Raw genomic sequence first — 11,668 nt, forward strand, 5'->3', positions numbered from 1 at the left:
CGCTATCGCGGCGTCAGGCCCGCGAGGTGGCCGATCAGCCGGTCGATCTCGGCTTCGGTGTTGTAATAATGCGGGGAGGCGCGCACGAGCGGCGGCAGCGCCCGGATCTCGGCGTCGATGCGGGTGCTCGACGGATGTGAAGCACCGATGGTGATGCCGGCGGCAGCGGCACCACTGACAATCGCGTCCGCCTCATACCCGTCCATCGTGAAGCTGACGATGGCGCCTGGTGTGCGTCCGAGGTCGCGAATGGTGATGCCGCGAACGGAAGCGAGGCCGCCCCGAAGGCGGTCCGCCAGCAGGCGGCAGCGCTGCTCGATCGGGCCCATGCCGATCTCGAGCGCGTAGTCGACGGCAGCGCCGAGCCCGAGCCGCGCTGCGTAATTGTTCTCCCAGGTCTCGAAACGGCGCGCATCGTCACGGAGCCGATATTGATTGCGCGAGACCCAGGGCGCCGCGAAGTGGTCGATCATCGGCGGCTCGAGCCGTTGCAGCAGAGCTCGGCGAACGTAGAGAAACCCGGTGCCGCGCGGGCCACGCAGGAATTTGCGCCCCGTTGCCGACAGCATGTCACAGCCGATGGCTTCGACGTCGACGGCCATCTGGCCGACCGCCTGGCAGGCGTCGAGCAGATAGGGGATGCCGTGCGCCCGCGCGATCTTGCCGACGGCCGCCGCGGGATTGACCAGCCCGCCGTTGGTCGGAACCCAGGTGATGGCGATGAGCTTCACGCGCTCGTCGATCATGCGTTCGAGCGCGTGGATGTCGAGCTCGCCGCTGGCATTGCTCGGCACGACCTCGATAACCGCGCCCGTTCTCCTGGCGACCTGAAGAAAGGCGACATAGTTGGCGGCGTATTCGGCCTCGGCGGTCAGGATGCGATCGCCCTTGCGAAACGCAAGCGCATAGAACGCCATCTGCCAGGCGACCGTCGCGTTCTCCAGAAGCGCGATCTCATCGGGCGCGGCATTCAGCAGGCGGCCTACCGAGCTGTAGACTGAATCAAGCCGGCGCGCCTCGCGGTCGGCGGCGGCATAGCCCCCGATCTCGCTCTCGAGGTCGATATGCTCCTTCATCGCCGCGACGACGGGCGTCGGCATGAGCGCCGCGCCTGCGTTGTGCAGATAGGCGATCCGCTCAGCGGCCGGTGTGTCGATGCGTATTTGGTCGATGTCGATCAAACGGGGCTCTCGCGCTTTGGCCGCGTCAATGCGGCATCTGTTCGAACTGCGGCAGGTGGAGCGGGGTATTCCACGACAGGCGACGTTTGGTGAACATCTCGAGCTTCGGTGCGACCAGGTCGGGCCGGTCGAGGCTTCCCAACTGAACGAAGACCGTTTTGGGGAAGCTGTCGAGGTTCGAGGTGAACACCCGCGAGCCGCATTCGGGGCAGAAGTTGCGGTCGAGGCCTTTGCCGGAGTTCGCGACGTAGTGAAAGGCCTTCGGCTTGCCGCTGAGCAGCGTGAAGTCATCCTCCGGCACGGCAAAGAAAGTTGCCATCTCGCCGCCCGAGGCGCGCTTGTAGTCGTTGCAATGACAATTGGCGATGAAGGACGGATCGGTGTCGAATTCGAACTTGATGGCGCCACAGGCGCATTGAGCGGTGTATTTTTTGGCCATTGATCGCCTCGAATTGGTCCAAGACAGCGGCATGGCATATTGGCCGGCCGGAGGAGCGCACGCAACAGTGGTTGCCGCGCAGCGTGTCGTCTCAGATGCAGAGGCTGAGCAGCTTGATGTGGCACTCGCTGGATTTTGGCTTCTTCGCGGGCGCGGCCTCGCGCTTCACGGCAACCAGCGGCTCCCCGTCCTTCTTGCCTTTGCCCTTGCCCTTCGGCTCGTAGTCGCCTGCGATCACCATGGCCCAATAGGTTCGCTTGCCGCTGGCATTCTTGGCGCTGGCGATGCCGACGCGGGAGGCGTTGTGCAGCAACAGGTTCTTACGGTGTCCGGACGAGTCGATCCACTGTCCGAGCGTCTTCTCGAAATTGTCGTAGCCATAGGCGATGTTCTCGGCGGCGCGCCCCGCGCCGGCCGGTGCGACGCGGCGGTTGAACGGTCCGAGAGCGTCGTGGCTGAGGTCGTCCTTCGCCGCCATCGCGCGCGCCTGGTCCATGGCGATGCGGTCGAGGGTTGAATCGCGGACGACGCGAACTTCACCGTGCTTGAGGCGGAAGCTGGAGATCAGCTCGGCCGGGGTTTCGGCCATTGCGGGCGTCGCTGCCAACAGCAGAAGGCCGGCGATCATGCCGCCGACCACGCGATGCCTCATCGTCCCCCGAGTGCTCATGACCCCGCCACGCCTGCGTTATCCGACTGCTTCTCTATCGCCAATGTGGACGCTTCAAGGCGCATTGCTTCCGTCAGCCCGCGGGCAGGTCCGCCTCGAAATTGAAGCGGTCGCGCAGGTTTTTGCGCTGCTCCAGAATGTCCTTGAGGAAAGCGCGGTCCTGGTCGTTCTTCATCATCGGCTCGATCAGGTCGAGCTGGTTCATGGCGACCAGTTGCAGGATCTCGGTGCGCGGCTTGCCACTGGTGTCGCGCGGCAGTGCATGCACCACCTGGATGTGTTCCGGTGGTTTCGGACCCTTGGCGGCCGTGAGCTCGTTGCGGATCTGGCCTTCGAGCGTGGCCTGATCGGCTTCGACGAAGGCATAGAGCCCGACGCCGGAGCGGCGGTCGGCAAAGGCGACGATGGCGGTGTCGCGCACGGCGGGATTCTTGCGGATCAGCTCCGCCAGCACCGGCGCGTCGTTGACGAGGCGGCGCCCACCGCCCTCGCGATCGGTGAAATTGAACAGGCCGCGCGTGATCGCCCGGTAGACCTTCTTGCCGGTGGCGAGCCACAGGCTCGCGGCAAATGATTTCTTCGCCAGGATCTTGCGCTCGCGCGGCGTCAGCGCCTCGGGCGCGTAGGAGCGCTTGTGCTTGAGCAGGTGCCGGAGGTCTTCATAAGCGAGGATGCGATACAGCCGGCCGCGGCGCGCAAAGCAGGCGGCGAGCTGGAAGTCGGTCACATAGGCGCGGCCGTCGCGGCCGACCAGCCAGTTCTGCTCCTTGGCAAGATCGTTGTGGCAGATGCCGGCGCGGCGCAGCCGGCGCAGCGCCGCCTTGGCCGAGCGGAAATAGGCGAGGTCGCCATGCGGTTTTGCCAGATGCAGCGCGACGCCGTCGACGAAGCCGCGCACCAGCGCCCGGCGTCCGGCCCACAGCAGCTCGGGACCGACGTTCAGGCCCTTGGCGAGGGCGAGCGCATGCTTCTCGCGCGCGAACAGATGGCGGGCCAGCAGGAACGACCACCACGGCACCTCGTCGAGCCGGCGCAGCACCGCATCGACCTCGCCGGTGTCGGCACGAAAGCGGCCGCGCTCGACGGTCGAGAACACGTCGCGCTTGAGCAGCACGCCCTCGGTCCAGCGCGCCGAGAGCGTCGCGGCGTCGTCTTTGGGGAGGCTCATCGACAACTCACGCTGCTGCGGCGATGCGCAAATGATCGGCGATCCAGCGATCGAGATCGGCAAGCGCCAGTGCACTCATCGCCTGCTTCTTGGCCACCGTCTTCTCGTTGCCGCGCAGGCGCGTGCCGTCGGGCTTTTTCGTCGGAGCGCTTGCAAGCGGCGGGAACAGGCCGAAATTGATGTTCATCGGCTGGAACGAGCGCGTGCCGGGCTCGATGGTCTCGATATGGCCGCCGGTGATGTGTCCGAGCAGCGATCCCAGCGCCGTCGTGGCAGGCGGGCTCGCCAGCGTCTCGCCGCGGGCATCGGCTGCTGCGTAAAGGCCGGCGATCAGGCCGACGCTGGCCGACTCCACATAGCCCTCGCAGCCCGTCATCTGTCCGGCAAAGCGCAGCCGCGGTTGCGCACGCAGCCGCAGCTGGCCGTCGAGCAGCTTTGGCGAGTTGAGGAAGGTGTTGCGATGCAGGCCGCCGAGGCGGGCGAACTCGGCCTTCTCCAGCCCGGGAATGGTGCGGAAGATGCGCTGCTGTTCGCCGTATTTCAGCTTCGTCTGGAAGCCGACGATGTTGTAGAGCGTGCCGAGCTTGTTGTCCTGGCGCAGCTGCACGATCGCGTAGGCCTTCGTTGTCGGATCGTGCGGATTGGTGAGGCCGACCGGCTTCATCGGACCATGGCGCAGCGTCTCGGGGCCGCGCTCCGCCATCACCTCGATCGGCAGGCAGCCGTCGAAATAGGGCGTGTTGGTCTCCCACTCCTTGAACTCGGTCTTCTCGCCGGCGATCAGCGCGGCGACGAAGCCCTCATACTGCTCCTTGGTCATCGGGCAGTTGATGTAGTCGGCGCCGTTGCCGCCGGGGCCGACCTTGTCATAGCGAGACTGGAACCAGGCCACCGACATGTCGATGGATTCGCGGTGCACGATCGGCGCGATCGCGTCGAAGAAGGCGAGCGCGTTCTCGTCGGTCAGTTCGCGGATGGCATCGGCCAGCGGTGCGGAGGTGAGGGGCCCGGTCGCAACGATGACGTTGCCCCAGTCGGCCGGCGGAAGGCCTGCGATCTCGCCACGGGCGATCTCGATCAGGGGGTGGTCGTTCAGCGCCTTGGTGACGGCCGCCGAAAAACCGTCGCGATCGACCGCCAGCGCACCGCCGGCGGGAACCTGGTTGGCATCGGCCGCGCGCATGATCAGCGAACCGAGGCGGCGCATCTCCGCATGGAGCAGGCCGACGGCGTTGTTGGCGGCGTCGTCCGAGCGGAACGAATTGGAGCAGACGAGCTCGGCGAGCCCGTCGGTGCGGTGCGCCTCGGTCATGCGGTCCGGCCGCATCTCGTGCAGCATCACGGGCACGCCGGCTTTGGCGACCTGCCAGGCTGCCTCCGAGCCGGCAAGGCCCGCGCCGATCACATGCACAATATTGGAATGGGGTCCTGTCATGGGGCGGACAGGTAGCGCTTTTCGGCGGTCAGTGGAATCGCCGAGATCGAGTTTTCTGCCATCAGAAACGACAACGCCCGCACGAGGCGGGCGCTATCGGTTCGTCCGGTGAAGGGCTGAAGGATATCAGCCCTGATACTGACCGGCGGCAACGCGCGGGATGTCCGAGCGATCGAGGCCGATGTCGGCCAGTTCGCGATCGCTGAGCTGGGACAGCTCGGCAACATTGCGCTGATAGTCCCGGAAGGCCTGGATCATGCGGATGAGCGAGAGCAGCATTGGTAGTCTCCTGTAGTTCGATTCAGCCCTTGCCCGGGCGTCATCGTTGAAATGAATATAGGTGAGAGTGGTGCACTGCGAAAGTTCCGATGTTGCGATGCAGCTAAGCGAAGGACGCATGGCATCGGTAAGGGGCGATTAACCTCTTGGCAGTCCCGCCCAAGAGCTGGGCGCCAGCCGTTGTAGATTGCAATAAATCTCCGTGAGATCACGGGTTTATGCCGACCCCTGCGGTTCCCGTGATGATCGAAATATGTTGCATTCCGGTGACCAGCAAGGCGATGCGGCAGCTTGTAAGCCCAAGTCCCGCATGCGCGAATCGCATGAAGCGAGATGATGTAGAAATGAATAAATATTCATATCATTTGTGGTTTACGCCGGCCTGACGGAGTCCGCCGACGCCGGGGGATGGGAGCGGCGATTCGCTCGATCCTGCCCCACTGGAGCCGCCGAACGGCTTGCGGCGAAGCCGGGTATCGAGGGCCGATCGCCGGAAGTCGAGTGCGTCCGCCGTTGATGCGGTGCACACACGCCAAGGGTGTGAGCGCTTGATTACAAGGTTGTAATGAAAATCAGAATTTCCGCATGCGGCTCTGCGCGGCGCGCAACATCACGCAATTCTCGCGGGGAATTTATTGCGGCAAGTTGCCGCGTCGGCAGCAAAGTCGTGTCGCAGATTCCGGCAATGTCGCTGGGTCTGTCCCAAGAAGAAGAGAAGGAAAGTAACATCATGACGAAGTTACTCGGGGTTATCGCCATTGCTGCCGTCGCGTTCGCCGTCGCGCCGGCCCAGGCCGCCAAGCACGCCATGGGCGGCTGCAGCGGATCCAATCTGGAGAAGACGGAGACCGCGATCGAGAACATGGCCGACGGCGACAGCAAGTTCGTCGCGCAGAAGGAGATCGCGGCGGCGCAGGACTCGCTGCTCAACGGCAAAATGGGTGCGTGCGGCGCGCATCTGAACAAGGCGATGCACGCCACCATGGGCAAGTAAACGCTTCAAGAGAGGGCCGGTCGCCGGGCGATCGGCCCTACGCTTTTATCAGGGGATCTTAAGGGGCGCGCGCGAGCTGGGTGGCGAAATAGGCGACGGTCTTGGAATAGACCTCGCTCTTGTTCCACTGCTGTAGCACCGCGAAATTCGGGCTTCCCGGCTGCCAATCCTTGCCACGCTGCCAGCCATAGCCGGCGAGGTAATTGGCGGTGGAGGCGAGCACGTCGGGCGCGTTGTGCAGGAGATCGCGCTTGCCGTTGCCGTCGAAATCGACGGCGTATTTCATCCAGGACGAGGGCATGAACTGGGTCTGGCCGAGCTCGCCCGCCCAGGCGCCCTTCATGTCGGCGGGTGCGAGATCGCCGCGCTGGACGATGCGCAGCGCATCCATCAGTTCGCCGCGGAACTGCTCGGCGCGCCGGCAGTCATAGGCCAGCGTCGCCAGCGAGCGGATGGTTGCGAACTTGCCGGTGTTGACGCCGAAATCGGTTTCCAGGCCCCAGATCGCGACGAGCACCTCGCCTGGGACGCCGTAGGTCTGCTCGATGCGGGACAGCACCGAGCCGTATTGCTTCATCATGTTGGAACCGCGCGTCATGCGCGGCGGCACCATGCGGCCGGAAAACTCCTCGAAGGTCTGGGTGAAGACCTTTTGCGAGCGGTCGCGGTTGAGCACGCTCTGATCGAGCGTCACGCCGGCGAGCCCGGCAGCAATGGCCTGCTGTGAGATGCCTTTGGCCGCGGCGTCGGTCTTGAAGTCAGCAAGCCATGCGTCGAAATTGCCCGAGCCGCAGGCAACGGCGGCGAGCGCTGGCTGGGCGGAGAGGATTGACGTGGTGAGGGCTAAGGCTGCGAGAGCGAGACGAGAAATCGTCGGGGTCATCAGATGAAATGGATTCCGTGAAGTGATCTGACCGGCGAGGTGCAATCTCGGTCGGAACCGCGGCCAAAGCAAGGCGCATGACGGGGGCCGGTCCCGCCCGGAGCCGGGCAGGACCGGATGTCACGAGATCGTTAGGCGTCTGTCCGATTCCGCCACGGGAAGAGGTTGGCGGGGAAGTCGGCGGCGGGCTTGCGCGGACGATGCGGCGGAGGCGGCACAGGCCGGGCACCGGGATCGGAAACGATCACCTTGCGGTAGAGATGCCAGGTGGCATGGCCGAGCAGGGGGATCACCACGGCGAGGCCGAGGAACGCCGGGATCGTGCCGAGCGCCAGCAGCACCGCCACGATCAGGCCCCAGGCCGCCATCGGCACCGGGTTCCTGGCGACAACGCGCAGCGAGGTGACCATGGCATCGAACGCGCCGGCATGGCGGTCGAGCATCAGGGGGAACGACACGGCGCTGATGCAGAGCGCGGCGAGCGCGAACAGGAAGCCGGTGCCGCAGCCGACCACGATCAGCCACCAGCCCTGCCGGGTCGTCAGCACGCGCGTAATGAAGTCCGAGATCCCGGTCACGCCCTCATAGCCGAAGGCTGCGACATAAATCGCCTGTGCGGTTGCAACCCAGGTCACGAACAGGGCGAGCAGCAATGTGCCAAGACCGAGCATGGCCCCGAACGAAGGCGAGCGCAGCACCTCCATGGCATCCCAGGCGCTGGCCTCTTCATGGCGTTCGCGCCGGCTCGAGAGCTCGTAGAGACCCAAGGCAGCGAACGGCCCGATCAACGCGAAGCCCGCAGCCAGCGGAAACAACAGCGGCAGCACCGAATAGCCCATCACCACGCGGGCGAGCACGAGGCCCAGCACCGGGTAGATCACGCAGAGAATAATGGCGTGGCTCGGAACCGCCTTGAAATCCTCCCAGCCGCGCCTCAGCGCATCATGCAGGTCGGACAGTTGGATCGTCCGGATGATTGGTCCCGCCGCATCAGCGGGCGGGGCCATTGTGGGGACATTGCCCTGGTAAAGTGTGGCCATGGTCGCTAGCTCCCTTGCCATGCGGCCGCATCCGGCGCCGGCAAACGGCGCAAGCGGCCGCTTTTCTTGGATGATCGCGATCCCAACCAGGCGCGAATTCCGGAAGGCATCGCGAGCTGAACGGAAACCGTACTCTCAATTCCGAGTCCTGTCCCTCACGCTTGGGTGAGATTCGATGCCGCACCGCAACCTCGACGATGTCATTCGGCCGTCATTTCGCCGCAGATAAGCTGATGCTGGTTGTCGGTTCGCATGATCCGCGGGCGCAACGCAGAAACTTCGTCTATAAGTGCCACTCAAGGCCCTTCCAACGGATCCTTTTCGGGGAGAAGACATGAGCATTTTCGGGAAAATCATGAGCGCGATCTTCGGTAGCCAACCGGCTTCCGCCGCGCCTGCCGGTGGCGCAGCGCCGGCCGGTGCCCCCGCAGGGGCCGCGCCGGGCGCATCGGCGCCGGCAGCCGCGCCCATGGCGTCCGTCGACGTCGCCGCCATCGTCGACAAGGCGGTCGCCGCGCACAAGGGCGAGAAGCTGGAATGGCGCACCTCGATCGTCGATCTCATGAAGGCGCTCGACATCGACTCAAGCCTCGCCGCGCGCAAGGATCTCGCCCGGGAGCTCGGCTACAGCGGCGACACCAACGATTCCGCGAGCATGAACGTCTGGCTGCACAAGCAGGTGATGTCCAAGCTCGCTGCCAATGGCGGCAAGCTGCCGCCTGAGATCAAGCACTGACCGATCGCTCGGTCGTTGCTCGGGGCCCGCGTTCGCGCGGGCCCTTTTGATTCAGGCGACGAGGTCCGCGTCCTCCGGATGCTTGTCAAGATAGTCGACGACGAAGCCGCAACCGGCGATCACCTTCCTGCCGTCGCGGCGGATCAGATCCAGCGCGCCCTTGACCAGCTCGGAGGCTATGCCGCGGCCGCGCAGCGCGCGCGGCGTCTCGGTATGGGTGATGATCACCGCCGACGGCGTCAGCCGGTAATTGGCGAAGGCGATGTCACTGCCGACATCGAGCTCGAAGCGGCTCCTGTCTTTGTTGTCGCGTACCGATGCCGCCATGCGTAATCCTTCCGAAGCGATGTCTGCGCTCTGATCTAGGCGCCTGAACCCGCCCTTGCCAAGGTGCGACCAAGGGAGGTTGCCGCAGGGGAGATACCCGGAAAATGCGCGTCCCGCTCAGCATCATGGCGTTGCTCGCTGCGCTCGCCTCGACGGCGCCAGCGCCGGCGTCGGCCGAAGGCGGTCCGGCCTGGGACGCCTGCGTCGGATTGACGAGCACGCCGGACGAACGGGTCACGGCCTGCTCGAGCGTCATTGAGACGAAGAGCGAGACCGGCCGCAGGCTCGCCGGCGCCTATTGCAACCGCGGCCATGGCCTCACCGAGAAACGCGAGCTCGATGCCGCGCTGTCCGATCTCGACGAGGCGGTCAGGCTCGATCCGGCCTACGCCTGCGCCTACAACAACCGCGGCCGCGTCTACAGCTTCAAGCGCGACTATGATCGCGCCATCGCCGATTACGACGAGGCTATCAAGCTCGATCCGTCGCTGGCCCTCGCCTACAGCAATCGCGGCGAGTCGCGCTTCAACAAGGGCGACCTCGACGGTGCCATTGCGGATTTTGACGCGGCGATCAAGCGCGATCCCAACTATGCCACCGCCTACGCCAATCGGGGCTTCGTCTACGCCCGCAAGCACGACACGGCGCATGCGCTCGCCGACCACACCATGCGGATCAAGCTTGCGCCCGATCTGCTCGCCTATATCGACCGCGGCAACGTGTATCGCGACAACGAGCAGCTCGACCGCGCCGCCGCCGACTATGGCGACGCGATCCGCATCGCTCCGACAGATGCGCGCGGCTGGCGCAATCGCGGCATGATCCGTCTCTTCCAGGGCGACAACAAGGGCGGCCTCGCCGACTACGACAAGGCGCTGCAATACGATCCGTCCGACGTGTTCTCATGGAGCAACCGCGGGCAGGCCCGCTTGCGGCTCGGCGACAAGCAGGGCGCGATTGCAGATTTCCGGAAGGCGCTGGAGTTGCGGCCCGGACTGCCCGTCGCGCATGATGCACTGCGAAAGCTTGGGGCGCTGTAGCCGGTGTGAATTCTTGACCCGTTGGACGTCACGTGGCGACCGCAAAAAATCCTCAGTGTCGCTCTTGCGAGTTCCACCGCGGTTCCCACGTCCTTGAGAGGACATACGCCCGAATGCGGCCGGCACGGTCGCTAGACATTCGGAGTGTCGTGATCGCCAGCCGCAGACGTATGCCTCTTTTGCAGGAGGTTACGATGTCGGACTTTGGTTTCTTGAATACTCATCGAACATGGGAAGACTGGTGCGGGATGCTGCTCGGTGCGCTGATTGCTGCGTCGCCGTGGTTCCCCATCCAGGATAGCTCGGGGATTGCCGGACACGACACGATGGTCCTGAACACGGTCGCAGTCGGCCTCGTCGTATTTGGCCTCAGCCAGCTCGAATATGTCGCCTTGCAGCGCTGGCAGGAGGTGGCGACCATCCTGGTCGGGCTGTGGCTCATTGTCTCGCCCCTGGTGCTTGGCTATTCCGGCGAAGGTTTTCTCCGGATCTACCACACCAGTCTGGGCGCAGTGGCGGTGATCCTCGGCGTACTCCAGTTGTGGCAGGACTGGGACATGAGTGACCAGGATTTGCTGAAGCATGGGCAATAGGCTGCGGATTTCGGCAGGCCCGCCGCGCGATCGGTGGGCCTGCTCGGTCATCTCTTCACCAGATCCGCATAGTCCGGGTGCTTCTCGATCCACGCCTTCACGAACGGGCATTGCGGGATCAGCTTCAAGCCGGCGGCGCGGACCTGATCGAGCGCGCCTTGCACTAGTTTCGAGCCGACGCCCTTGCCGCCCAGCTCCTTCGGTACGTCCGTGTGCTCGAACGTGATGACGTTGCCGTCGAGCTTGTAATGTTCGGTCGCAAGATATCCCTCCGCCTCCAGCTCGAAACGGTGATGGGCCTTGTTGTCGATGACGTCGCTCATGTCGTCTCCGGTCAGCTCTTCAGCGAGTCTGTCAGCATCTTGCGGATCGACCAGGCTTCGCCGTCGGAGGAGCCCTTGATGTCGTCGATCCGCCAGCTCCCAGCCTCGCGCACGAAGTCGTAACGCACGATCAGGTCGGCGGGTTTGCGGTCGTTGCGGTGCCCGGTGATGGTCACCGCAAGTATCGCCTTGTCGGCCTCCATCTTCTCGGCGTCAACCTTGAACGACTTCACGTCAGGTTCCTGCGAGTTGGTGACGGGATCGAAATCGACCGGTCCGACGTCGCCCTTGGGCGTATGCGCATCGGCCTTGGCCCATAGCGCGACCAGGGCCTTGGAGAGATATTTGGCCTTGGCCGCCTTGTTCTCGATGATGAAGGCGCCGCCGCCATCGCCCTTGCCCTTGGCGGCGCGGGTGTAGATCGCAGTCAGAATAGCGAGCGGTTCACTGGTTGCGGGAGCCTGGGCGAGGGCGGGGCCGACGCCGGCGAGGAGGACAGTAGCGATGAGGCTGCGACGGGTGAGCATGGAGTGTCCTGGTTGGGGTGCGCACGTCAGTAG

At 64.7% G+C, this 11,668-nt stretch carries 15 protein-coding genes; 4 read left to right on the plus strand and 11 right to left on the minus strand.

Going from position 1 to position 11,668, the window contains the following annotated elements:
* Positions 1-2 precede the first annotated feature (2 nt).
* From AB5K84_RS22785 to AB5K84_RS22810, 6 genes are all read right to left on the minus strand, one after another.
* Positions 3-1,181, minus strand: a complete 1,179-nt coding sequence (locus AB5K84_RS22785) for an aminotransferase class V-fold PLP-dependent enzyme (protein ID WP_063921469.1) — start codon at positions 1,179-1,181, stop codon at positions 3-5.
* Positions 1,182-1,206: 25 nt separating this feature from the next.
* Entirely contained in the window at positions 1,207-1,620 is a 414-nt protein-coding gene (locus AB5K84_RS22790; RefSeq protein ID WP_038967262.1) for a GFA family protein, read from the minus strand.
* 91 nt (positions 1,621-1,711) lie between these two features.
* The gene (locus AB5K84_RS22795; protein WP_011087497.1) at positions 1,712-2,290 is read right to left on the minus strand and encodes a CAP domain-containing protein; all 579 of its coding nucleotides are present in this window, start codon (positions 2,288-2,290) and stop codon (positions 1,712-1,714) included.
* 73 nt (positions 2,291-2,363) lie between these two features.
* Positions 2,364-3,458: a serine/threonine protein kinase gene (locus AB5K84_RS22800; protein ID WP_063921622.1), complete on the minus strand. Its 1,095-nt coding sequence runs from the start codon at positions 3,456-3,458 to the stop codon at positions 2,364-2,366.
* 7 nt (positions 3,459-3,465) lie between these two features.
* Positions 3,466-4,893 carry a methylenetetrahydrofolate--tRNA-(uracil(54)-C(5))-methyltransferase (FADH(2)-oxidizing) TrmFO gene (trmFO, locus tag AB5K84_RS22805; RefSeq protein WP_011087495.1) on the minus strand — a complete coding sequence of 476 codons (1,428 nt, stop codon included), beginning with the start codon at positions 4,891-4,893 and terminating at the stop codon, positions 3,466-3,468.
* Positions 4,894-5,019: 126 nt separating this feature from the next.
* The gene (locus tag AB5K84_RS22810) at positions 5,020-5,172 is read right to left on the minus strand and encodes a DUF1127 domain-containing protein (protein ID WP_007590701.1); all 153 of its coding nucleotides are present in this window, start codon (positions 5,170-5,172) and stop codon (positions 5,020-5,022) included.
* Between the two features lie 667 nt (positions 5,173-5,839).
* Between AB5K84_RS22810 and AB5K84_RS22815 the strand changes: the two genes are divergently transcribed.
* On the plus strand, positions 5,840-6,166 hold the full coding sequence (locus AB5K84_RS22815; protein ID WP_028171858.1) for a hypothetical protein: 327 nt from the start codon (positions 5,840-5,842) through the stop codon (positions 6,164-6,166).
* A 58-nt stretch (positions 6,167-6,224) separates the two neighbouring features.
* On the opposite strand, the gene AB5K84_RS22820 is transcribed toward AB5K84_RS22815, so the two are convergent.
* Both AB5K84_RS22820 and AB5K84_RS22825 read right to left on the minus strand, forming a co-directional pair.
* Positions 6,225-7,049: a lytic murein transglycosylase gene (locus tag AB5K84_RS22820; RefSeq protein ID WP_011087492.1), complete on the minus strand. Its 825-nt coding sequence runs from the start codon at positions 7,047-7,049 to the stop codon at positions 6,225-6,227.
* Positions 7,050-7,180: 131 nt separating this feature from the next.
* Positions 7,181-8,089, minus strand: a complete 909-nt coding sequence (locus AB5K84_RS22825; RefSeq protein ID WP_038967264.1) for a DUF2189 domain-containing protein — start codon at positions 8,087-8,089, stop codon at positions 7,181-7,183.
* A gap of 334 nt (positions 8,090-8,423) precedes the next feature.
* On the opposite strand from AB5K84_RS22825, the gene AB5K84_RS22830 reads away from it, so the two are divergent.
* Positions 8,424-8,825: a DUF3597 domain-containing protein gene (locus tag AB5K84_RS22830; protein ID WP_028171860.1), complete on the plus strand. Its 402-nt coding sequence runs from the start codon at positions 8,424-8,426 to the stop codon at positions 8,823-8,825.
* 51 nt (positions 8,826-8,876) lie between these two features.
* Here AB5K84_RS22830 and AB5K84_RS22835 read toward each other — a convergent pair whose 3' ends face one another.
* Entirely contained in the window at positions 8,877-9,152 is a 276-nt protein-coding gene (locus tag AB5K84_RS22835) for a GNAT family N-acetyltransferase (RefSeq protein WP_011087489.1), read from the minus strand.
* A 104-nt stretch (positions 9,153-9,256) separates the two neighbouring features.
* Between AB5K84_RS22835 and AB5K84_RS22840 the strand changes: the two genes are divergently transcribed.
* Together AB5K84_RS22840 and AB5K84_RS22845 are read left to right on the plus strand one after the other, a co-directional pair.
* Complete coding sequence (locus tag AB5K84_RS22840) at positions 9,257-10,192, plus strand: tetratricopeptide repeat protein (protein ID WP_038967265.1); 936 nt, start codon at positions 9,257-9,259, stop codon at positions 10,190-10,192.
* Between the two features lie 194 nt (positions 10,193-10,386).
* Entirely contained in the window at positions 10,387-10,785 is a 399-nt protein-coding gene (locus AB5K84_RS22845) for an SPW repeat protein (protein ID WP_038967269.1), read from the plus strand.
* A 47-nt stretch (positions 10,786-10,832) separates the two neighbouring features.
* Here AB5K84_RS22845 and AB5K84_RS22850 read toward each other — a convergent pair whose 3' ends face one another.
* Together AB5K84_RS22850 and AB5K84_RS22855 are read right to left on the minus strand one after the other, a co-directional pair.
* Positions 10,833-11,108 carry a GNAT family N-acetyltransferase gene (locus AB5K84_RS22850; protein ID WP_011087485.1) on the minus strand — a complete coding sequence of 92 codons (276 nt, stop codon included), beginning with the start codon at positions 11,106-11,108 and terminating at the stop codon, positions 10,833-10,835.
* An 11-nt stretch (positions 11,109-11,119) separates the two neighbouring features.
* Positions 11,120-11,635 carry a DUF3828 domain-containing protein gene (locus AB5K84_RS22855; RefSeq protein ID WP_011087484.1) on the minus strand — a complete coding sequence of 172 codons (516 nt, stop codon included), beginning with the start codon at positions 11,633-11,635 and terminating at the stop codon, positions 11,120-11,122.
* Positions 11,636-11,668 lie beyond the last annotated feature (33 nt).

It is taken from the genome of Bradyrhizobium sp. 1200_D9_N1_1 (assembly GCF_052075915.1).
Classification (GTDB): domain Bacteria; phylum Pseudomonadota; class Alphaproteobacteria; order Rhizobiales; family Xanthobacteraceae; genus Bradyrhizobium; species Bradyrhizobium diazoefficiens.